Raw genomic sequence first — 22,219 nt, 5'->3', positions numbered from 1 at the left:
CGGCGGCTGCGGCTGTTACCACTCTAACCGCACACCTAAGATCGGCAGAACTTGCCCTTCTTCTATGTTGTTTTCGCCGCTGCGCGGATTAAATTCTGAGCTCAGCGGATTATCCGCGCCGTACAGGTTGATGACATCCAAAAAGACAATCACCGACAGCGGGTTGAAGGTGCGGCGGTAATCCAGCCGTACGTTGAGGCTATGGAAATTTTGGTATCGGCCGCTGTTGTTGCTGATATTTTCTTTTGCAAAACGCAGGGGGTGCCCTTCGCCCAGCACGTTGGCATAAATGACATAGCCATCAGCTGGAGTGCCGGAGGCCCATTTCCAGCGCGAAGACAGCTTCCAGCGCTCGTTTATTTCCCAGACACCGCCCAGGCTAAAACTATGTGGCCGATGAAAGTCGGCAGCGTAGTAGGGTAAGTCGGCTGCGTCCTGTACTTTGGCTTGATTGTAGGAGTAATTAGCGCTCGCCGACCAACCATGGCTAAAGCGCTTAATCAGAGCGGTGTCGACACCCCAGGAGCGGCCTGTACCGCTGTTTTCTCTGCTGCGGTTGGTGCGGTCGGCTTCGACAATCAGCTTGGTTTGATGTTGATAGTAGGGTTCAACCAATAGCTCGAGATCAGGCCTGAACAGGTAGCTAAGCCCCAGGCTGATTTGGTCGGTCAGTTCGTGTTTCAGCCGGCGATTTTCTGCTGCAGCGGCCCTGTCGTTAAAACGTGGCGCGTTGTTATAGCGTCCGGCCGTTAGCACCAGTTTGGTGTTGTCCGTTGCCCGCCTGCTGGCACTAAAGCGCGGCGACAGGATGTTTTCATCAGCCAGGCTGTCATGATCAAGCCTGATGCCGGTGCGCAGCTGCCAGTTAGCCAAGTCAAAGGTCTGGTCTGTATAAACGCTATACAAATTATTGCTGTCATGCAGGCGGTTGTTTACATCATTGGGCGTTAGCACAATAAAATGCTGATTAGCATCCGCGCGGAAATCATCGCTATCGTATTCAAATTGTTGCCAGTCTGCGGCCAGGTTAATATCGAATTTTAGCCTGGTTTGCGCAATGCGTAAGCCGGCATTGAATTCGCCAAAGCGGTTCCACTGGGTAAAGTCGGACCGCAGGCCGATTTCCTGCTCTTGCCGGGATGAGCTAATAATGTTGTCGCGCACCGGGATCTGCTGCGCTGGCGTGTCGATAGGTACCAGATCCGGGTAAGCTTCACCGCTTGACGCTGTCTGTTCAAAGTAACGGTAATATAGCCGGTGCGTCCAGCGGGCATTGCTGTCAGTGTGCGCGGTCCAGGTGGCGCCGAGCAGGTAATTTTCTGTTTCCGACTTTTCCAGTTCAATGTCGGTGTAGTTACCGGGCTCGTCTTCGTCGGACGCCAGCACATTGTCAATGTCACGCAGAAACTTCTCCGGCGCATAGATAAACAGCAGTTCCAGGTCGTTGTTTTGATCCAGCCGGCTGCTGGTTTTTACAATGATGTCGGTGTTTTTCGGCGAGCCGATGTCGTCCAGACCGATTGTCTCAAAAAAGCGGCCAAAATCCTGGGTTCGGGCAGAAAACAGCAGCGAGGTATCAGCATGGATATTACTTGGGCCATCGTAGCCTAGCTCGATGCCCGCCAGATCCAGCCGCGCTGAGTAAGACGCCGTCTGGCTATTGCCTTTGGCGACATCCAGTAACAGCAGCGAACCGGCGCGGCCACCGTACGCTGCTGACCATCCGCCGGGCTGGAAGGTTGCACCATTTATCAGGTTTGGGGCAAACACCGAATACCGCCCGCCGCCTTCAATATCCTCCAGCTCACCAAAGCTGTCGTCGAAGTGAACAATATTGGCAAACGGAAAGCCGTCTACCAGGATTAAATTATCCCGTGGGCCATTCCCCCGCACCGTATAACTGGCAAATTCGCCACTGGAAAACAAACCGGGCAGGCCGTCCAGCGCACGCAATATATCGCTGCCGCTGCCGGCGTTGCTGCGCAGGCTCTCGCGGTCAAAGTATCGGGCTCCGGCTGAGGTTAAACTGTCTAGCCGGCTTTGGTCGCCGTACACCACTAGCGTTTCGGTGTCGCTGCGTGCGGCTATCATGCTGAGGCTTAGTGAGGTGGTTTTGCCTTTGACAATCCGCACACTGGGCGCTATCACCGTTTGATACTGCGGGTGAAATACCTGAACCTGATACAAGCCGGGCGGCAATGTCATGCTATGTGCGCTGCTGTGCGGCGGCTGTGCATTTTGCGGCAGCAAGCTGTCAGCGGCAGACACGCTAAAGCTGGCCCCCGCTATCTGGCGCTGTGTTTTAGCATCGATGACGTCAATATGGATGCTGCCGCTGCTTTCGCCACTATCGGCGTAGGCGGCGGAGCTGAGTATAAGCATAAAAATAAAGCAAAAAAGCAGTGTAAAAGGGTAGTTGCGCATGGCTAAATCCTGTTGTGGCCAATCAGACTCAACCACACTACCCAGCCACTACCGGAGCAGATAGTACAAATATAGCAATGGTAAATTTACTGTATGAATGGCGGTTAAGCGGGCATTTTGCTGCCTTGACCGTTGGTGAACAAAAACGCCCGCTGCTACAAAAATCTGCACGGCAACATCAAAAACAGCTATAAACAAGCCTGGATATAGCCGGAGGAACGCAAGGTGCTAATTAATAATACGGTGTTGGGTAAGGCGCCATTTCGGGCGACGTTGGTAGTGGTCAGCCTGTTTCTGACCATACTGTTTACGTTGATGCAGCCTGCCGTGTCATACGGGTTGGCGTTTTTTCCCCGGTTGTTGTTTTGGTTGCTGCAAGTGGCAACCGGCATGCTGGGTATAGTAGTGGCCAGTTTGCTGCTGAGGCAGCTTGCCTCGCGCAATCTGCATTTGCTGCTGTTGCTGGCGATTACGGGAGTGGTGGGCGCTATGCTGGCGGCGCCGGTTTTTGTGCTAATTGATCAGTGGTTTCCGGGGCTGCAATCAACAGCCGACAGCTGGGTAGATGAATTTTCCATGCAAGGCCCCTGGCAGGCGGTAGTGGCAGAATGTCTAGAGGTGCTACCTATTTTGTTAGTGTCCTGGTATGTGGTTAATTTGCCGTTGATCCTTAACGCGACCTATATCAATTTGCCACTGCCCGATGAACCAGACAGCTCTGCTGATCAGACTCTGCGCAAACAGCGGCAGTACAAAGAGCAGTTTTTTGCCAAATTGCCGGCAATTATTGGCCACGATATCGTATCGATTTCGTCCGACTTACATTACCTGAATGTCACCACGACCTTAGGCAGCAGTCTGATTCTGGGTAGCCTGAGTCAATTTGCCGACGTTTTTGAAGACGAGGGCTTTCTGGTGCACCGTTCGCACTGGGTGCACAAAAATCATGTTGTCAGAGTGCATATAGCCGGCAATCAGGCTTTTTGCATTCTGAGCAACCATGCTCATATTCCGGTCAGCCGCAGTAAGCGCAAACTGGTTAAAGCTTATTTCGGCCAGAGCAGGCAAGCCGCTGCGGGCTCAGCTGCGCCGCACTTACGCCGGGTTGACTAATATTTACTGGCTTAGGGCTTATCGGTGTAGCTAATATGGGTTAGCCACCAGAGCTTTTGGCCGCTGGGTGTGCTTACCATTACCTCGTCGTCTACCGCCTTTTTTAACAGCGCCCGCGCCATAGGTGCGTCGATAGAAATGTAATCTTTACGGCCGTAAATCTCATCCGGGCCAACGATGCGAAACCTGAGCTGTTCGCCCTGCTCGTTTTCAATCTCAACCCAGGCACCAAAAAACACCCGGCCTTCCTGTTGTGGTGAATAATCGACAATTTTCAGTACTTCCAGGCGTTTGCGTAAAAAGCGGATGCGACGGTCAGTTTCGCGCAGTAGCTTCTTGTTGTACTGATAATCGGCGTTTTCGCTGCGATCGCCCAGGCTGGCAGCCCAGGCGACTTTGGCTGTGACATCGGGGCGCTTTTCGCGCCACAGGTAGTCAAGTTCTTGCTGCAGGGCATTAAAGCCCTCACGGGTAATTAAATCGGTGCGCATGCTGGTATAACGCTGAACTATTGGTTGGCAGGATGGTAGCAGTTTTCGGCAGGCGCGACTATTTTCCGTCATTAAATTGACGATAACAACTGCCGCAATAATGATGAAAGATAAATAAATTGTTTATATACAGAGACATAAAATTTATTTTTGTCTGGTGGGTTTATGTCATTTAGATGTCACAAAAATATGCTAGCCAGCAAAAACAGCCTTGGCTATAGTTGGTTCATTAAATGAACAGAGGTAACAGCATATGAAAACAAAATTACTCAGCTTAGTTGCAGCAGTACTGGTCGCCAGCCTGGCAGGTTGCTCGAGTGCGCCGGCAAAATATACCTATGTGGTTGACCCGGATTTAACTGAACAAGCGAATAACCTTACCCGCACCAGTGCCCATACCGGTCATGTGGTGTGGCTTAACCCACCAATGAAACGGGTAGCGGTTAACGAGCAACCTTAAGGCTGATAAAACAGCAGACAAACTTTGTAACATAAACAACCGCCAAGGTTTTTCGCCATGGCGGTTTTTTCGTTTATAGTGAAGCAAATCTCAGGGAGGCTTCATTATGGCCAGTTCAGAAACGCCAAAAATTCTTGTTGTAGACGATGATATGCGCCTGCGCGCTTTGTTGGAAAGGTACCTGGTTGAGCAGGGGTATCTGGTGCGGGCGGTGGCTAATTATGAACAAATGCAGCGCATGATGGAGCGGGAAAACTTTCATCTGGTGGTGTTAGATCTCATGCTGCCGGGTGAAGACGGTTTGTCTATTTGCCGCCGGCTACGCCAGCAGGAAAATGAAATTCCGATTATTATGCTGACGGCTAAGGGCGATGAGGTCGACCGTATTATTGGTCTGGAAATGGGCGCCGACGATTATCTGCCTAAGCCGTTTAATCCGCGTGAGTTGCTGGCGCGTATCCGGGCAGTAATGCGGCGTAAAAGTAAAGAATTACCCGGTGCGCCCAGTCAATCTGAAGCCACAGTGGAATTTGGCCCCTTCAGGTTTAATTTGGCTACCCGCGAGATGCGCAAAGGTGACGAGCTGCTGCCGCTAACAAGTGGCGAGTATGCGGTACTTAAAGTATTGGTTAGCCACCCGCGCGAGCCGTTGTCGCGCGACAAGCTGATGAACCAGGCGCGCGGCCGCGATTACTCGGCAATGGAGCGCAGCATAGATGTACAGGTATCGCGCTTGCGCCGCATGCTGGAAGATGACGCGGCCAACCCGCGTTATATTCAGACGGTGTGGGGCCTGGGGTATGTGTTTGTGCCGGATGGCAGCGTCAACTAGATGCGGCTGTTTCCGCGCAGTGCTTTTGGCCAGACGGTATTTTTGATCGGTTTATTATTACTGATTAACCAGCTGGTATCTTATTTGTCGGTGGCGTTTTATGTCATTAAACCCACCACCCAGCAAATTAACCATCTGATTGCCAAGCAAATAAAGGTAGTGTTTATTGATGTTGGCCACCAACAGTTGGTGTTGTCACGCGAGTTAACTGAACGTTTTCAACTGGCAACCGGCATAGAAGTGCACAGCGAGCAACAGGCCAGGCTGCATGGCCTGAACGAGGCTATTTACTATGCCTATTTTTCTGATCTGATGTCACGTGAACTTGGTGGTGAGGCAGAGGTGCGGGTGGCGCAGGGTGAGTCTTACGCGTTTTGGGTGCGGCCACCGCAGGCGCCACATTACTGGGTAAAAGTACCGCTTACCGGTCTGGACGAAACCGATTTTTCACCCCTGACCTTTTACCTGCTGATGATAGGTGTGTTAAGTGTCGGTGGCGGTTGGCTGTTTGCCCGCCAGCTAAACCGGCCACTTAAAAGCCTGCAGCAGGCTGCGTTAAAAGTAGGCCGGGGCGATTTTCCGCCTCCTTTACCTGAGCATAAAGGTTCAACCGAAATTATTGCTGTGACCAAGGCATTCAATTATATGGCCCGTGGTATTCAGCAGCTAGAGCAAGACCGGGCGCTGCTAATGGCCGGCGTGTCGCATGACTTACGTACGCCGTTAACCCGCATCCGGCTGGCATCGGAAATGATGAGTGAACAAGACAGCTGGATCCGCGACGGCATTATCAATGACATTGAAGATATGAACGCTATTATCGATCAGTTTATTGATTATTTGCGCCACCATAAAGAAGAGCCGGGCCAGAAAGAAAATTTGAATACGCTGGTGCAGGAGCTGGTGCAATCCGAGCATTTACAGCAACGGCAAATTCAGGTTGAGCTGGCAACGGCAATGCCCGACGTGGTGTTGCGCCGAATTGCGATGAAGCGGTTGTTAAATAATTTACTGGAAAATGCGCTGCGCTACAGCGACGGTAATATTGAGATCAGTACCGGTTTCGAGCGCAACCGCAAACGGGTATTTTTGCAAATGCGCGACCATGGCCCGGGCATTCCTGAGTATCAGATGAAAAGCATGTTTGAGCCCTTTACACAGGGAGACAGGGCGCGCGGCAGTGGCGGTTCCGGCCTGGGGCTGGCAATTATCAAGAAAATTGTTGATATGCACCACGGCGACATTACGCTGCACAATCATCCGCAAGGTGGCTTAGTGGTCACGGTGTATTTGCCGCTGCGTTAATAAAAAAGCCCCGTACTAGCGGGGCTTAGTGCTTTAAGCTTACCGGCCATTACTGGCCTGATAATGGCTTACTGGTTGCTGTATTTCTTTTCCAGAATATCTAACCGCGCAGTTTTTACCAGACCTGAGCTATGAATTTGCTGCAGCAAACCCAGCAATTCAACATCCTGCCGGGGTTGTACTATGTATACCCCGGTTGCGGCGGCTGAGCGCACAATCTTTAAATTAAACTGCTGCAGTAAGCTTTGCAGATCGGTATCTGGACTGCTTAACAGGCTGATATTGCCGGTAACTATGCCGGTTTCACCGGTTAACAGGTTGTCGACGACGGCATTACGGCGAAATTCAATAATCTGATCCACATCCGTCGCGGCTGCCCGGTTAACCAGGGTCATATTGGCTAGATCCCGTTGCGCGTTACTGCGATCGGCCAGTGCCTGCGGCACGGCAATCAGCTCGGGGTTTAGCTGGTATACGCCATATTGTGCGCTGTTTTGCTTCACGCTAATTTGCTCTGCTGCAACGGTTTCAGTTGGCCGTAACTCATGTTTTACGCTTTGTGCCTGCACACCCTGGGCCGACAGACAAAGGGCAATGGCTACTATAGATAAACGGGTCTTCATAATGTACTCCTTTGACTGTTAATGACCAAACACACGGATAGCCACGCCTTCTAACACTGACGGCTGCTGGTTATTAATATAACCTGCCGGCCAGCGCGGGCTGTCTACCGGCAGATCTGCGCCGTTGGTATCCACTAACCGGATAGTCCAGCTGCCTTTGGCGCTTTCACCGTAAAATGCATTTGACAGAAACACCGAGTTTTTCAGGATATAGCCCTGAGAGTAGCCTGCACTGAAGTCAAAAGCAGGTTCAACTATAGCTTGCTTAGACGACAGCAGTACGCTCTTGGTTCCGGCCGGTGAAGTCACTTCTATGGCTAAGTCGATACCAGCAGTAGTCTGGCTGTCCGCTTCAGCAGTCGTTAACTCCGCATTAGCGACATCAAAGGCAAACTGCACGCCTTCAACTACAACATCATCTGTCACTTCGATGGTTTGTACAGCGCCGTTGGCGTCATTGTCGGCGATAGGCAGTACCAGTGCGGCGTCACCGGCCTGAGTGCCTAACGCCACCCAGTCGGTGGTGACTTGCTCAGCCAGTGCGGCACCATAACTCTTAGCCAAGGCTACGGCAGCACCGGCATTGACGCGGCCAAAACCATACAGGTTGTTGTGCGCATAGCCGGCACTGTTTTCTACCCAACCCGGGTGCGCAATAAAGCTGCTATCACCTACTGGCAGTACTACCTGTGCATTGTCCGGATCGACTTTAGTGCTGGTTTTTACCAGAATATCTTTAATTTCGCGGTACGTCAGATTGGGGTTAGCACTGTGGATCAGGCTGACAACACCGGCGGCATTAGGCGCTGCTGACGAAGTACCATTGAAGGTGCTGGTATAATTACAGCTGGGGTTTTCCGGGTGGCCAGGGTAATTAAAGGGCGTAAAGGCAGCAGTATATTCCGGCCAGTCATCGGCTTCGACGCTTGGAAAGCTTGAGTAACCGCGTAAGCACGTCATTTGATCTGTGGTGACCATGGCTGGTGCCAGCTCGCCATATTCGCCAGCCGGCGCCGATACCAGAACGTTGGCACCTGCGGTAGAGTAGCTGGTGTGTTTGCCGTCTGAGTTAACCGCGGCAACGGACAGGTAATATGGCGTGTTTTGCGATGGCTCAAAGTTGCCATTTAAACAGGTAAGGCCCAGCGCATTGGCGCCGCCGCATACGGCACCGGCCCAGGCGATATTACCAGGGCGGCGAAAGGCATTGCCGCTGGATTTGATATTTACCGCACCCTTACCCTGACGCAGTGTTAACGCCGAATAGGCCTGTACAGCCTCGTCAAACGGGTCATACGAGATTACCGCCGGGTAGCTGATGCCGTAGCTGCGGTTAAAAACCACCAGCGGTTCTGCTTCGGTAATACCACTGCCAGGTATGCCGTGGCTCAGCGCGTTGTTTAAATCAGATTGGGCGCTCAGGTAGTTCATACCTATAAGCTTGGCATCCGGCGCTACACCGCGACCACCCAGGCCATTCCAGCCTACTGCAGCAATTAAACCGCCCACACTGGTACCGTGGTCACCGGTCAGGCTGACTGAGGTTGGATCTGTTACATTTAGCGCGCCTTCGGCCATATTTAATGAGCGGTTTGGCAGGACATTGGCTTGCAAATCTTCGTGGTTAATTTCCAGGCCTGAATCTACTACTACGGCAATGCTGCCGGCACCGGTAGCGCCTTGCTGGTAAGCGCTGACCACGTTCATATCTTCGCCGGCTACCAGAATGCCGTCATCTAACCGGCTGGCTAACCAGGCACTGATGGCTTCATCGCTCCAGCGTAGTTCTGCTTGTAAAAATGCAGCTATAGCCTCGGCGTTCATCGCATAGGCTTTTTGGCCGGTATTGCGCAGGTGCCATTGCTGATAGGCCAGTGGATCGGATACCGGAGCGGCGATATTTAACATGGCCGAAGCAGTTTGCTGGCCGTCAGATACGGTATAACGCAGGCTGGTGGCGCTATCGTTTAATGGCAGGTAACTGAAGTTAGTACCGTTTACCGTTAACAAGCCGTTAGTTAAGCTGTAGACACCCTGAGTACCTGTGACGCTAGCGCCATTTTCGCTGATTGCGCTAATGCGTAAGGTATCTTTAATATTGGCGTCACTAACGGTAAAACTACCTTGATGTGGTACCCAGCTTTTGCCAGCTGCAATGCTGACATCAAAGGCTTCCGGTGCGACGTTTTTGCTACCACCGCAAGCGGTGACAGATAAAGCTATGGCGACAGCAATGCCGCTTAATCTGTAATTATTGGCGTTCAACATGATCTTCCTGGTTTATAAAATATAGTTATGTGAGGTCGGCACATAAATTTACAGTTGTAAAAAAATGTGACGATCTGTTGAGCTTATCGCCTATAAAATGCGATATAAAGCATTTTTTTACCTTATACGCAGAGTTTTTTAGTGTTTTTGTAACTATCTAATCGCTAATTGATAGTTTTGTGTATAAAAAGTGGACAGTTCGGCCAAGTGTTGCTGCCACAACCGACGGTACTATGGCAAAGCTGATTTAATTGCTGCGGCGCTAAGCTGTGTCAGTAAGGCATCGATGATCTGGTTATCCTGCCAGTACTGGTTATGTGACAATGGGTTCCAGCTGGCGGCGAGCCAGCCGAAAAAGCCGCCGCTGGCGTTAACTTCAATATCGGTTACCAGTGCGGCGTAGCCATCTGATAATTCGGCCAGTGGCCAGCCCAGTACATCGTCTTTGTCGTAGTAGTTATGCCAGACAAAAGCATTGTTTGGTTTGTTAAACGGTATAACTTGCTCCATGGCATGGGCAGCAACAAAGATTGGAATATTGCAACCGGTAGTGATCAGACTAACCAGCCTGTCGCCACGTAAAAACGCGATATCCTCATCCGTTAACGGGGTATCGCCGCTGATGCCTGCCTGATAGCGCTTAATATCCCGCCAGATGCCGGCAGCCGGTTTAACGCCGGCTTTGGCTTGCTGTGCATCCCATAAATAGCAGGACAACACCTGACACCCCAACGAATGCGCCAATAACACCAGTTTGCCATCGGTGGCTAACTGTTGTTTGGCCAGATAGAGCGCGCGGGCAATTTTCAACTGGCTGTAATGGTACAGGCTGTGCGGCTGCTCTTTACGGTGTTCCAGTGCCGCTGCATCGGCAAAGCCAAACAACATAAAACGGCGCAGTTTGCCCCAGCGTAGCCGGGGGCCGGTAGCCTGCCACACCCGCTGTTCGTTGTATTGCAGTAAATCCTGGTAATACACAGTGCCACAATACAACTGAGTTGTATCGGCAGCCAGGCGCTGTGTTAGCTGCCGGAACAGCCTGGCGGCATAGTCGGGCTGTGTTTCGCCCATACCATGAATGGTAACCAGTGCGATGCTTTTCATTGCTCAGGCCTGTTGCTGCTTACGTTGCTGTTCCAGATAGGCATACAGCTGCTCGGTAAAAAAGCCGTGCATTAAAAAGCGCTGGCCTAAATTCCACGGTCCGACCAAATAATGCGGGTATTTGTTATAGGCCATCTCACGCAGGCTGTTATCGCCTACCAGGTCGCCAATGCGAATGGCGATGGACTGATCAAGGTTAAAGCCGTTAATGGCGTCGCGGTATTCTTCGCGGGTAAGCAACAGGCAAAATAAACACATAAACAGCGCATGGGCACTTTCAAAATCGAGCCATTGCGTGCGCTTTTCAGTAAATTCAAACTGTGCCATATCAATGCTGTGCCAATGCTGCCAGTTAAGTTCGCTTGCGGCTAACGGCTTTTGGGGATGGTGCCAGCTGCCCAGGTCGGCAAATAAACGAAACAGCTGCTGGTCATGCTCAACAAAGCTGGCGTGTTGCATGTCGGCAACACATTTAGGGTACAGCTGTACCGGAGTGAAACCGTCAGTAGGGCTGTTGGCAGCGAGAAAATTCAGCACATTAGATTCGGTAGCATAGTGGCGCAATATCAGTAAGTTGGCTTCTTTGCTGACAAAGTGTGTGCAAAACCAGCAAATCAGCTTTTGCAGGCTGCTATGCGCACTAAATTGCGGCAACGGCAGGCGCTTAAACAACCAGGTAACATGCAGCAAAATAGCAAAGATAAACTGCAGTAGCGGCCGCACACCCCAGCGCAGCGGGTTTTGTAAGTCTTTTAACCATAGATCCAGCGCTGCTTGCTCGATTGGCAGCGAGTTATCCTTAGCTATGGCGTTTAAATAAGCGCTAGGGCCCTTGCGGTTGCTGTTATGACGCTCAGTAGTCATGCTCAACCTCTTCCAGTTGCAGGCAATACAGCCTGGCGGTAACGCGGGCAGTACGTACTATGGCAGTGAGCTGCGTGTGGTTTTGGCATAAACGGTCAATCAGCTGATACAGCTTTTGCATATGGTCGTCGTCATTGGCACCGTGGTAGCGCATAAAGCGGGTATAGCTGCCATCGCCGCCACTAGCCTTGTCTATTTGTGTCGCCCAGTCATTCGCCATTTTTTGACCCAGGCCTTCAATAATCCACATGGCACCAATTAAATCGACCGGGTTAGGTTGGCTGGCGCGGTACATTAAAAAACCGTGCAGCGCTTCGGTACCAATATTGCGCGGCGCCTGTTGAATGTCGCTTAAGCTGCCGCCAGCGGCAACGTAGTCGCGCTCGAGCATTTCATAGTCGCGGTGCTCTTCACGGGCATGGCCGATAATAACTGAGCGCACATCACTGTAATCGCGCTCGAAGCTGGAGGCGCAGCGGCTGATCCAGCGCGAGCCTTCTATTACCTGCTGGCGCCAATTCAGCAGCAACTGACAATACTCGGCTTTACTAAACTGGCCACGGTCTAAGCGCTGTAATAGCGGCACCCGGCCAAGCTGGCGCTCAAATTCAAACCAGACCCGCATCAGCGCCTGTAAACATTGTTGGCCCTGTGGGCTTAATAGCTGCTCTGTCATTCAGGCCTCCACGACGGTAAGTTGCATATAAGCATTATTAAAGCGGCCGCTTTCCGGCACCATGCAGATCAGGGTGTCGCCAGTTTGATAGTGTTGTGTGCGGCGAAACTCGTCCAGCATTATAAAAATAGAGGCGCAGCCGGTATTACCGCGACTGTATAAATTGCTATACCACTTGTGTTCGGCAATGCCAACGCCGGCACGCTGCAGCATATCGAAGATTTTGCCGCGAAAATAATGCGAGGAATAATGGCACAGTACATGGTCGACCTTGTCCGGTTGCACGCGGCCCTCACTGATCAAACGCAGATAGCCATCCACCCCCAGCTTGACAATATTTTCCAGCAGACGCACGTCCTGACGGATTAACAAGGCCCCGGCAGCTTCGGCTTCAGCATAGGTCGGGTAGTCCTGCCAGCTTTTGTTGTGGTTGTTGTCTGTCGGATAACCCACGCTCATGCAAACCGGGTAGGCGTCGGCATGCGAAAAGCTGCGGATCCAGTCAATACGAAAACAGCGGCCGCGCGGTTGGGTTTCCAGCAACAGGGCACCGGCACCGTCAGATAGCATCCAGCGCAGAAACTCGGCGTTAAAATCCAGTTCTGTGCCGGCGGCTTCATAACGGCCGGCTTTAAATAAGCGCGAGGTCAGTTCGCTGGCGACCACTAAGGCATTGCTTTGCTCGCCGGCTTTTAGATTGGTAAAGGCCGCTTTTAGCGCCATCATACTGCTTGAGCAAATACCATGGCTGCTGTGCAGCTCTATGTCCGTTAAGCCTAATTCGGCCTGCAACATAGAGCCAAACCCCGGCAGTACTACATCGCCCTGGCTGGTGGCGGCACTCAGCATCTTTATCTGGCGCTTGCCGATAAAGCTGTCGGTTAAACAGTGCTCTGCTGCCCGCGCCGCCATTTCGGCGTTCGAGAACAGGGTGTTATGGCTGGCATCAATCGCATAATGCCGGGTATGAATACCGTTAGACTGTAAAATGCGCCGTTTTAAGCGGCTGGGTTTGCCATGCACTAAACCTAAAAGCGGCTCCATTTCGTCATTGCTGATAGCCGGGCCGGGTAAAAAGTGGCCGGTACTGTTGATATACACACTCATGAGTTCACCTTGCGCTGTTTTAGTGCCGCCTTTAAGCAGCGCAGGTTTTCTTCCATATAAGGCAACACGCAAACTATGGCCATAAAGCCCAGATAATACGGCAGGTACGCATCGCCGCCATGGGCATAGGGCATACGCTGCAAGTAAAACTCACCCTGCCAGTTAAACGTCAGCAGTTTCACCACCACCGGATAGTTAATCACGGCAATAAGCAGCAACATATACAACGGCAACGTTGCCAGATAATTATGTGCATGCATTTCCCATAAGCTGATATGACGCTTGGGGGCAGCGTAATGCACGTCGTAGTGGGCTACCGCTTCATGGGCCAGCCAGGCAGCGATACAGATCAGCATGATCAGTACATTGACCTTAAACAGCAGGCAAAGCAAAATCGGCACCGCCATTTGAATGCCCATTAACGAGTGAATAAGTGACTCTTTTAACCCCGAGGTTTGTTCAATGCGGGTGGCGCGGTGGCAGCACCAGTCAACAAAACCGGCAATACCCCAAAGCGGCAGAAACACATACAACATTAACTGAATAAGCAACTGACTGGTTTGCAACACCTGACTCCTGTTGGTGCGAATACTGCGCCGTACTATAACTCAAGGTTAAAATTATGTAGATTATTTTCTCGGCTTTGCTTGCCAGCGTGCCAGCAGATACAGCACCGTGCCCAGCAATATAAATAGACTGGTCGCCACTATAGCCGACCAGCTTACCTGTAACGCCAGCCAGATACAGGCGGCCAGACCCAGCAGCGGAAACAGATAACCCAGCGGCAAGACAAAGCTGTTGGCGTTGGCCAGTCTTGGCCTGAGCACCGGTACGGCAGCGCAGGTCAGGCTGTACAGTAACAAACGTGATACCACAGTTGCCGCGGCTAACCATAAAAATGAACCATATAGGGTTAATAGCAGTGCCAAAGCCCCGAAAAACACTATAGAGTTAGCCGGCGTTAAAAAGCGCGGCTGTACCCTGGCAAACCAGCGCGGCAGGCTGCCATCTTCAGCCAGGGCAAAGCTGGCGCGCGGCGTGGAGAATATTGCACCGAGCAGATTAGCGGCGACAGACGCGACCACGCCGAACATCAGCAGCAGGGCACCTGCCGGGCCAAATAAGCTGGCGGCGACGTCCAGTAACGGGCTGGCAGAGCCGCCAATAGCCGGTACTGCAGCCACACTAACCAGTTGAATACCGACATAGAGTAAGGTAACCAAGAGCAGGCCTAACAACAGCGCTCTGGGCATATCACGGGCCGGATTTTTCGCTTCGCCGGCCGGTACCACCACAGACTCAAAACCGACAAAGGCGTAAATCAGCAATAAGGTGGCGCCGCCGATATCATAAGGGCTGTCAAAGACATGCAGTGGATTAAACTGCGGCATGAGCTGGCTGCCCAGCAAGCTGGCGGCGGCTGTAACTAACAGCAGCAACACGGCAAATTTCATCACGGTAAGCAATGCCAGTGAACGCATAGCACGTACCGAACCCAGCACATTGATTAATGTCAGGCCGGCAATAATAAAAGTAAGTAGCAGCGTCCGGTTTATGCCCTCTGTTGCTGCAGGCCAGAAATAGCCAATGCTATCGACCAGCAGCACACTATTGGCGGCAAAGGACACCAGCCGCGCAATGTAATACAACCAACCGGCCTGAAAACCAATAAAAGGGCCAAAAGCCGCAGTACCATAGCGCACCGGGCCGCCACTGCCACTAAAGTAACTGGCGAGCTCGGCCATACACAACAAGATTGGCAAGATAAGCAGCGCGCAAAACAGGTAAATTAACGGGCTGTACTCGCCGGCCAATTTTGCCGCCCCGCCGGGCAAGCCAAAAATACCGGCACCAATCAGGCCATTAACGACCAATAGCCACAAACCAAATAAGCCCAAATGGCGTGGCAGGGTGCTAGCTTTGCTGCTTGATGTTGTTTCAGGCATTACCGTTATCCGTTGTCGCTAAAGCCTTACTATAAAGTGAAGCCGGAAGATATGCACCTTAAGCGCGCTGGCGCACCGACCACGGTTTTTCCCCAGGTTACAGTGTGTCACCAGCCAATGCAGTTTTGCGGCGGCGGCTTTGACAACGAGGTTTATATGAATAAGTTCAGTGAACAGAATAAAGACATGCACAGCAACAAAGCGAATAGTGGTGATATGACCGCCGAAGTGGGCACTGCGGCACCGGTAAATCAGGCGGGTGTAAAAACGGTGCAGGTTACCGCGCAGGCTGCTGCAAAAGGCAAGTGGCCGCAACAAGTTAAAGCGGCAAAAAGCCAGTGGAGTAAGCTTAGCGAAGCAGAAATATTGCAAAGTGACGGCAACCCACAACAGCTTAGTGGCCTGGTGCAAAAACGTTACGATCTTGCCCGTGACGTGGCGGATAAACAGGTTAAAACCTTTTTGGATCAATGCAAGCTGGCATAGTCAGCGTCCGGTGCCGGTGCTGCATTAAAGCACCGGTTTACCCTTTGAATAACGCAAGGATAATAGCATGAACAAATTTCACTTACAGTTGCTGGCGACAGCTGTCGCGCTGGGGCTGGGCACTACGGTCGCCATAGCGGGCGATGATAAAGCCGACAGCAAGATGGCGAACCAAAAGCAAAGCGGGGTGGTGATAAACGCACGTCAGGAAGCGCAAATCTGGACGACTTATGCGCTTAGCCCTTATCTGCGGGCCAATGATTTAAGCGTTAGCGTGCAAGCCGGCACGGCTACGCTTACCGGCAATGTGGCAGAAGATGTACATAAAGATTTGGCCGGCGCTATTGCTGAGGGAGTAAGCGGCATTAAAAATGTAAAGAACGACATTGTCGTCGATGCTGATTATACCGCAGCAGACCGTAGCAGCACCCGCGGCTTTGGTGATGTAGTAGACGACGCCACCATTACCACTGCAGTAAAATCTAAGCTGTTGTGGAGTAAGCACACTGAAGGTATGGATACCAAGGTCGTGACGCATAACGGCAAAGTTGAGCTAAGCGGCACGGTCGCAACGCAACAAGCGAAGCTGCAAGCAGAAAAGCTGGCAAAAAACACCGATGGCGTGCGCTCGGTAGATAACAAGTTGCGAATCAGTAGCAAAACTGCTGATGGCAAAAGTTATCGCAAAGACAACGACGAAGACAGCACGATGATAGCGGATAGCTGGATAACCACAAAAGTTAAATCAACCTTTATGTATTCCAGTAACGTTGCCAGCTCAGATATTTCAGTCAACACCGAAAAAGGCATAGTGACACTGGCTGGCAAGGTTGACAGCGGTGTTGAACAGGCACTGGCAATTGAATTGGCACAAAATATCCGTGGTGTTAAAAGCGTCTCGTCAAAGCAGCTGATCTTTTAAGTTGGAATTTTGTCGCGCCAATGTGCGTTAGCGCACATTGGCTGCCCAGCAGTCAGGTTAGGCTTAGATCAGCTTAACCCAGGCAAATTCGGGAGGCGTTAACATGCAACAACCGCAAGACTCTAATCCATATCAACTACGCAATACAGTATTGCAACTATACAGTGATGACCAGTGCGCTGAGTTAGTTAGAACGCGTTGTGAGGTAGTGCTGCAGCAACGTCTGTGGAGCCTGACACAACTGCAGCTTGAGCAGCGTAACAGTATATTGCTGTTAGCCTTGCTACAGGCCGGTGCATTAAATGTTGCTGTACAGGCTGAGCTGCAGCAATTGACGCTGGATAGCCAGTGCGATGTGCTGACGCAAACGCTTAACCGTAGCACCATGCAAGATCGTATCGTCCAGGCGATCAGCCGGGCAAAACGCGAGCAAAGCCATTTTGGCCTGTTGTTTATTGACCTCGACCGTTTTAAAGCAATAAATGACCAATACGGCCACGCCGCCGGTGATGCGGTGTTGCAGCAAGTCAGTTGCCGGTTAACCGCAGCGATACGTGACAGCGATGCGATAAGCCGGCACGGCGGTGACGAGTTTTTACTGCTGTTAAACAATATTAAGCACATACAGGATGCCAGCGTTTTTGCTGCTAAGCTGGTGCTATTACTGGCTCAACCCTATCAACTGGAACAGGGCACAGTATCGTTGTCTGCCAGTATAGGTATTGCCCGTTTTCCCGCCGATGCTGACAGCGTCGGGGCACTGATAAAACATGCCGATGCTGCAATGTACCGGGTTAAGCAAAGCGGCGGTGACAACGCGCTTTAATCGTAAAACGTTTTCGCCACCAGGGCGGCGCTATGCGCGCCAGCGCACCGATAAGCTGATTTTATTGCGTCACAATAGCACAGGGCGCACTGTTGCTGCCGCCATGCACTATCCAGGAGCATAAGATGAAAACAGTCAAAGGTGTCATCGCCATAACCTCCCTGCTGGTATCACGTTTGCGATTGTCAAAACGCACGGTGATACTGGCCAGCGCCACGGTGTTTATCGTTGGCTGTGCCAGCGCTGCCAAACCGCCATCAGCTGAATTACAAGCCGCCGAGTTGGCCATCAGTAATGCTGAACGAGCTCAGGTGGTCAGGTATACCAGTAGTGAGCTTAATACCGCCCGTAATGAACTCAATAACGCCAAAATAGCAGTTGTGGCAAAAAATATGCCCGACGCCAGGCGATTGGCGCTGCAGGCACAGCTGAGTGCCGAGCTGGCATTGGCCCGCGCCGAGCTGCTCAAAGCTCAGGCAGTGAATAAAGATATGCAGCAAAGCATAGATGCTTTGCAACGCGAAGCGCAGCGTAACCTGTCAGGAGTAAGACCATGAAAATGCCAATACCTTGTCGCAAAAGCCTGCTAAGTATCGGCCTGGCAGCCGCGTTGTTATCGGCCTGTGCCACAGCGCCAAAAAGCCCGGAGGGTAGCGCTAATGTGCGCCAGCAACTTACCAGGTTGCAAAATGATGGCCAACTGGCGCTACTGGCACCGCTGGCGATAAAAGATGCTGAGCAGGCAGTGATGCTGGCTGAGCAACCAGAGAAAAATACCGCTGTGTCCGCCCATCGGCTGGTACTGGCAGAGCGCAAAGTCGCGATTGCCAGCACCCAGGCACAAACCCGCTTGCTGGAGTTGCAACGTGATGGCTTAAACCAGCAGCGTGATGAGGTGCGCATAGCAGCACGTACCCGCGAGGCCAATATGGCGCGCGCCGATGCCAGTGCTGCACGTGATGATGCAGAGCAGGCGCGGAGTTTAGCCAGCCGGGCACAAGCGGATGCCAGTGGTGCCCGCAGTGATACTGAGCTGGCCAAGCGCCAGGCGTTACTGGCATCGAACCGGGAACAAATTGCCCTGTCTGACGCCCGCAGCGCCCGCCAGCAAGCTGATGCGGCAGATGCCGAAGCAAGCCGCTTGCGTGATGAGCTTACAGAGCTTAATGCCAGGCCGAGCGACCGGGGGCTGGTGGTAACGCTGGGCGATGTACTGTTTGATAGCGGCAAGGATAGTTTAAAAAGCAACAGCAGTAATCATTTGGATAAACTGGCGCTATTTTTACAAAATTACCCTGATCGCACCGCAACTATAGAGGGCCATACCGACGATGTCGGCGCTAATGCTGCCAATATGTTGTTGTCGCAGCGCCGTGCCGATACGGTAAAAGCCTTTTTGCTGGCGCAGGGGATAGCAGCTAACCGGCTACAGGCAACAGGTAAGGGTGAAGATGCCCCGCTGACGGCAAATGCCACGGCAGACGGCCGTCAGCAGAACCGGCGGGTAGAAGTGATTATTGCTAACGTGCAACCCTAGATTACTTCAACACTAAGTGTGCTGGCGCACCGATCCGCAGCGTCGTAACCGGCATACTGCGTCTAAGGCAGCGGCAAACTCGCCGCTATCGCTTTACATCAGAGGCATTTATGGAACAATCAACAGATAGTAACAACAACTTCAGCCGCAAAGTCGACTTAGCGGCCGGTACGGTACACAAAAGCATTGATCAGGCAGCCAATGCCGCATCTCCGGCAATTAAGCACATGACAGACAGTGCGCACAGCACGGTAGATAGAATGGCCAATGGCGCCAACCACGCTGCGGAAGCCATGTCGATTAAGGGCGCGCAGTTGCATCATCTGCAACAGCAACTTGCCGACAATACCCGTAGCCAGATACGCAACCATCCATTAATGTCGATTGGCATTGCTGTGGCTGGCGGGGTGCTATTTAGCTGGTGGTTAAGCCGTCGCAGTGCTGGCCATGAAGGCAACTGAGCCTGCTGAAACACCCGCTACGGCGGGTGTTTTTTCTGCTGCAGCAGCCAGCCAGGCCGAGCTGGCAAAATGGTGGCAGCAAGCCAGAGCACTGGCCTATGATCAATTGCAGTTGCTAACGCTGGAAGGCGAGCGGGTGGCCAACAGCATGGTGGCATTATTGGTGTTTGGTTTACTGGCTGGCTTACTGGCACTGACATTATGGTTTGCTGCGCTGGCACAAATTATTATGTTGGCCCAACACTACAGCCTGTCAGCGGCACAGGCGCTGGCGTTGGCCATGCTGGCGAATCTGGTTGCGTTATGGTTGGTATTACGCCGCTGCGCGCACTACAGCAGCTTGCTGCGTTTTCCGGCCACCATGCAAAGTTTGCAACCAGCTGCAGCTGAGCCAGACGCTGACAGCCAGCACAAGGTGTAATATGCAGTATAATCAACGCATTGCTCAGCTGGTAACCCAGTTACCCCTGCAGCGTCAGCAGTTAGCCGGTCAAACTACCGCACTGACACAAGCGGTGTGTCGCGGCCTTAGTTCGCCGGCGACACTGGCGGTGGCAGCCGTGGCGGGGGGTATGCTTGGTTGGCGCTGGTTCAAGCCCGCGCAGTGCCCGGAGCAAAATAATAAACAGCCTGAGCAAAGCCAGGTAGCAAGCGGTACATTATCGGCGCCGCTAATTGGCAGCCTGCTGCAGCACAGTCTGTCTAGCGCGCTTATGGCGTACCTTGCACGCAGCCTTGCCTGATTAGCTGTTCTGCGACAGAAAACTGCGGCTCTCCCAGAACGCTGCGATAATCATCTAACCCGGCCTGATAACACTCACAGGCAAGCTGCTTTAACGCATCGCGGTTTAAAATACTAATCATGCCTCTGCTGTAACTGATAAATTGCTGTTGCTGCATAATACCGGCAGCAACAGTAATACCACTGCGGCGTACACCAAGCATGTCGGCCAGAAACTGATGCGTCAGATAAAACTGGCTGCTGTGGGCGCGATCATGGCTCATTAGTAACCAGCGCGCCAGCCGCGGGCTTAATTCATGAAAGTGGGCACAGGCGGCGCTTTGCGATAACTGAGCCAGTTGCACAAACAGATATTGCTGCAGCACATGCTGTAACTGCGGGCATATCAACAAAAATTGCTGCAGATTGACAAGATCTATACGCCAGGCGGTACCCTTACCCTGAACTACCGCCTGCATCGGCGCTGTGGCCATGCCTAGCGCCAATGTTACCCCCAGCATGCCCTCGTTGCCGATGAGTCCCATCTCCAGCGGTTTGTGGCCGGCCAGTTTGGTGACTAACGAGATAAAACCACTGAGGGGGAAATACAGGTAGCGGTAACGCTGATTCGGCTCGCACAGAATGTCAGCAAACTCCAGCTGTACCACATCGCAGTACTGCAGCAGGATGTGACGATGGTTGTCGCTGAGTAACTGCAACAGATGATTGGTGATAAGGGGTACAGTTGCTGAAGCAGACATAGTACAAGTTCCCCAGCACGGGCGTTGCCATTATGGCGCAAGACAGGTGCTGAGCAGCCTTGAACTGTTAGCATAGCGGCCGCCTTGGGCGGCGTCTGTGCGCTACAACACCGATTACTTGTCCGGCAGTAAAAAAGGCAGTAACCTGTCGGTTTCTGCTTTCACCACCTCGTAGCATTCGCAGCTTAATTGTTCCAATTTAGCCCGGTTGGTTACCACGATATGGCCGCGGCTGTAATCAATCACGCCCTTTTTATGCAACCGGCCAGCTGCCTCGGTGACGCCTTCGCGGCGCACGCCGAGCATATTGGCAATCAGCTCTTGTGTCATCACCAGGTGGTTGTCTTTTAACCGATCCAGTGACAGCAGTAACCAGCGACATAATTGCTGATCAATGCTGTGATGGCGGTTACATACTGCAGTTTGTGCCATTTGCGTAATTAACGCCTGGGAGTAGCGCAACATTAAGTGCAGTAGTTCGCCATGGCGGTTAAATTCGTCTTTCAGCCGCTGGCCCAGCAGGCGATAAGCAAAACCTGCGCTTTGCACCAGAGCGCGGCTGGTGGTGCTTTCGCCGCCCATAAACAAGGCTACGCCAATTAAACCGTCAAAACCGACCACTGAAATTTCTGCCGAGGAACCGTTTTCCATCACATACAGCAAGGATACGATGCAGTCGGTAGGAAAATACACATAACGCATCACATCGCCAGATTCATACAACACCTTGCCCAGCGGCATTTCAACTAGTTCCAAATGTGGAAATAATCGCTGTTGTACATCGGTAGATAGGGTATTAAGTAAATGGTTTTGCGTGGGCGTATGTTTGGCAGCCATTGCAGCTTTGTGGTGCAATGGCTGGGTTGGTTCTGGCATAAACAGTTACCTTTGATGTGTTAGTGGCCTTAAGTATAGTTGACTGGGCTGTTAACTCGGTGCGCTATCGCACATAGCGGCAACAGTATTATTTCAACCGCATGGCATTTTTTACTGCTGTCACGCCGGTAACCTCACGTGCTATGCGTACAGCCGTGTTAATGTCTTCAGTTGAACTGACAAAACCGCTCAGCTGCACCACGCCTTTAAAGGTCTCTACATTAATTTCACTCACTTTAAGCGATGCGGTGTTTAAAATGGCGGCTTTAACTTTGGTAGTGATTACCGTGTCGTCGATATATTCGCCAGTGCCTTCGCGGGTGCTGGTGGCACCACAGCCTAATAGTGTCAGGCTAAACAGGCTGAGAAAAAACAGCGCATAAATATTGCGGGTTTTCATGGTTAAAGCTCCGGTT

The 22,219-nt window shown here is 52.0% G+C and carries 25 protein-coding genes; 12 read left to right on the top strand and 13 right to left on the bottom strand.

Translation table 11 applies throughout. The annotated features are described in order from the left end of the window. Window positions 1–15: 15 nt before the first annotated feature. Window positions 16–2,424, bottom strand: a complete 2,409-nt coding sequence (locus tag MN202_RS09070) for a TonB-dependent receptor (RefSeq protein WP_335735786.1) — start codon at window positions 2,422–2,424, stop codon at window positions 16–18. 225 nt (window positions 2,425–2,649) lie between these two features. Between MN202_RS09070 and MN202_RS09065 the strand changes: the two genes are divergently transcribed. Continuing rightward, entirely contained in the window at window positions 2,650–3,537 is an 888-nt protein-coding gene (locus MN202_RS09065) for a LytTR family DNA-binding domain-containing protein (RefSeq protein WP_335735785.1), read from the top strand. An 11-nt stretch (window positions 3,538–3,548) separates the two neighbouring features. Here MN202_RS09065 and greB read toward each other — a convergent pair whose 3' ends face one another. Further along, complete coding sequence (gene greB, locus MN202_RS09060) at window positions 3,549–4,028, bottom strand: transcription elongation factor GreB (protein ID WP_335735784.1); 480 nt, start codon at window positions 4,026–4,028, stop codon at window positions 3,549–3,551. A gap of 253 nt (window positions 4,029–4,281) precedes the next feature. On the opposite strand from greB, the gene MN202_RS09055 reads away from it, so the two are divergent. The 3 genes from MN202_RS09055 (at window position 4,282) to envZ (ending at window position 6,625) form a co-directional block, all read left to right on the top strand. After that, the gene (locus MN202_RS09055; RefSeq protein WP_335735783.1) at window positions 4,282–4,488 is read left to right on the top strand and encodes a hypothetical protein; all 207 of its coding nucleotides are present in this window, start codon (window positions 4,282–4,284) and stop codon (window positions 4,486–4,488) included. Between the two features lie 106 nt (window positions 4,489–4,594). After that, entirely contained in the window at window positions 4,595–5,320 is a 726-nt protein-coding gene (gene ompR / locus MN202_RS09050; RefSeq protein ID WP_335735782.1) for an osmolarity response regulator transcription factor OmpR, read from the top strand. Further along, window positions 5,321–6,625 (top strand): two-component system sensor histidine kinase EnvZ, encoded by a 1,305-nt coding sequence (gene envZ, locus MN202_RS09045; protein WP_335735781.1) that lies wholly within the window; start codon window positions 5,321–5,323, stop codon window positions 6,623–6,625. A 68-nt stretch (window positions 6,626–6,693) separates the two neighbouring features. Here envZ and MN202_RS09040 read toward each other — a convergent pair whose 3' ends face one another. From MN202_RS09040 to MN202_RS09005, 8 genes are all read right to left on the bottom strand, one after another. Further along, entirely contained in the window at window positions 6,694–7,248 is a 555-nt protein-coding gene (locus MN202_RS09040; RefSeq protein ID WP_335735780.1) for a hypothetical protein, read from the bottom strand. 18 nt (window positions 7,249–7,266) lie between these two features. After that, window positions 7,267–9,516 (bottom strand): S8 family serine peptidase, encoded by a 2,250-nt coding sequence (locus tag MN202_RS09035; RefSeq protein WP_335735779.1) that lies wholly within the window; start codon window positions 9,514–9,516, stop codon window positions 7,267–7,269. A 231-nt stretch (window positions 9,517–9,747) separates the two neighbouring features. Further along, window positions 9,748–10,620 (bottom strand): hypothetical protein, encoded by an 873-nt coding sequence (locus MN202_RS09030; RefSeq protein WP_335735778.1) that lies wholly within the window; start codon window positions 10,618–10,620, stop codon window positions 9,748–9,750. 3 nt (window positions 10,621–10,623) lie between these two features. Next, complete coding sequence (locus tag MN202_RS09025; RefSeq protein WP_335735777.1) at window positions 10,624–11,484, bottom strand: DUF6999 family protein; 861 nt, start codon at window positions 11,482–11,484, stop codon at window positions 10,624–10,626. Beyond that, on the bottom strand, window positions 11,474–12,160 hold the full coding sequence (locus MN202_RS09020) for an iron-containing redox enzyme family protein (RefSeq protein ID WP_335735776.1): 687 nt from the start codon (window positions 12,158–12,160) through the stop codon (window positions 11,474–11,476). The genes MN202_RS09025 and MN202_RS09020 overlap by 11 nt, the downstream gene beginning before the upstream one ends. Continuing rightward, entirely contained in the window at window positions 12,161–13,267 is a 1,107-nt protein-coding gene (locus MN202_RS09015; RefSeq protein WP_335735775.1) for a beta-ketoacyl-ACP synthase III, read from the bottom strand. Continuing rightward, window positions 13,264–13,836 carry a diguanylate cyclase gene (locus tag MN202_RS09010; protein WP_335735774.1) on the bottom strand — a complete coding sequence of 191 codons (573 nt, stop codon included), beginning with the start codon at window positions 13,834–13,836 and terminating at the stop codon, window positions 13,264–13,266. The genes MN202_RS09015 and MN202_RS09010 overlap by 4 nt, the downstream gene beginning before the upstream one ends. Window positions 13,837–13,896: 60 nt before the next feature. Continuing rightward, the gene (locus MN202_RS09005) at window positions 13,897–15,213 is read right to left on the bottom strand and encodes an APC family permease (RefSeq protein ID WP_335735773.1); all 1,317 of its coding nucleotides are present in this window, start codon (window positions 15,211–15,213) and stop codon (window positions 13,897–13,899) included. 156 nt (window positions 15,214–15,369) lie between these two features. Between MN202_RS09005 and MN202_RS09000 the strand changes: the two genes are divergently transcribed. The 8 genes from MN202_RS09000 (at window position 15,370) to MN202_RS08965 (ending at window position 20,188) form a co-directional block, all read left to right on the top strand. Then, window positions 15,370–15,699 (top strand): CsbD family protein, encoded by a 330-nt coding sequence (locus tag MN202_RS09000; protein WP_335735772.1) that lies wholly within the window; start codon window positions 15,370–15,372, stop codon window positions 15,697–15,699. A gap of 67 nt (window positions 15,700–15,766) precedes the next feature. After that, on the top strand, window positions 15,767–16,621 hold the full coding sequence (locus tag MN202_RS08995; RefSeq protein WP_335735771.1) for a BON domain-containing protein: 855 nt from the start codon (window positions 15,767–15,769) through the stop codon (window positions 16,619–16,621). 103 nt (window positions 16,622–16,724) lie between these two features. Then, window positions 16,725–17,447 (top strand): GGDEF domain-containing protein, encoded by a 723-nt coding sequence (locus MN202_RS08990; protein WP_335735770.1) that lies wholly within the window; start codon window positions 16,725–16,727, stop codon window positions 17,445–17,447. A gap of 125 nt (window positions 17,448–17,572) precedes the next feature. Next, on the top strand, window positions 17,573–18,004 hold the full coding sequence (locus tag MN202_RS08985) for a DUF4398 domain-containing protein (RefSeq protein WP_335735769.1): 432 nt from the start codon (window positions 17,573–17,575) through the stop codon (window positions 18,002–18,004). Further along, on the top strand, window positions 18,001–18,984 hold the full coding sequence (locus tag MN202_RS08980; protein ID WP_335735768.1) for an OmpA family protein: 984 nt from the start codon (window positions 18,001–18,003) through the stop codon (window positions 18,982–18,984). The genes MN202_RS08985 and MN202_RS08980 overlap by 4 nt, the downstream gene beginning before the upstream one ends. Before the next feature lie 110 nt (window positions 18,985–19,094). After that, window positions 19,095–19,445, top strand: coding sequence for a hypothetical protein (locus MN202_RS08975; protein ID WP_335735767.1), 351 nt, complete (start codon window positions 19,095–19,097; stop codon window positions 19,443–19,445). Beyond that, window positions 19,432–19,866 (top strand): hypothetical protein, encoded by a 435-nt coding sequence (locus MN202_RS08970; protein ID WP_335735766.1) that lies wholly within the window; start codon window positions 19,432–19,434, stop codon window positions 19,864–19,866. The genes MN202_RS08975 and MN202_RS08970 overlap by 14 nt, the downstream gene beginning before the upstream one ends. A 1-nt stretch (window position 19,867) precedes the next feature. Continuing rightward, complete coding sequence (locus tag MN202_RS08965) at window positions 19,868–20,188, top strand: hypothetical protein (RefSeq protein WP_335735765.1); 321 nt, start codon at window positions 19,868–19,870, stop codon at window positions 20,186–20,188. Here MN202_RS08965 and MN202_RS08960 read toward each other — a convergent pair. From MN202_RS08960 to MN202_RS08950, 3 genes are all read right to left on the bottom strand, one after another. Continuing rightward, a complete protein-coding gene (locus tag MN202_RS08960) occupies window positions 20,157–20,927 on the bottom strand; it encodes a Crp/Fnr family transcriptional regulator (RefSeq protein WP_335735764.1) in 771 nt (256 codons plus the stop codon). The genes MN202_RS08965 and MN202_RS08960 overlap by 32 nt on opposite strands. Before the next feature lie 114 nt (window positions 20,928–21,041). Then, window positions 21,042–21,803, bottom strand: a complete 762-nt coding sequence (locus MN202_RS08955) for a Crp/Fnr family transcriptional regulator (protein WP_418334205.1) — start codon at window positions 21,801–21,803, stop codon at window positions 21,042–21,044. A gap of 88 nt (window positions 21,804–21,891) precedes the next feature. Then, window positions 21,892–22,203 carry a BON domain-containing protein gene (locus tag MN202_RS08950; RefSeq protein ID WP_335735763.1) on the bottom strand — a complete coding sequence of 104 codons (312 nt, stop codon included), beginning with the start codon at window positions 22,201–22,203 and terminating at the stop codon, window positions 21,892–21,894. Window positions 22,204–22,219 lie beyond the last annotated feature (16 nt).

It is taken from the genome of Rheinheimera muenzenbergensis, assembly GCF_036984005.1.
GTDB classification, from domain to species: Bacteria; Pseudomonadota; Gammaproteobacteria; order Enterobacterales; family Alteromonadaceae; genus Alishewanella; species Alishewanella muenzenbergensis.
The sequence above is the reverse complement of the archived record's forward strand: the minus strand, read 5'-3'. Positions and strand labels throughout refer to the sequence as shown.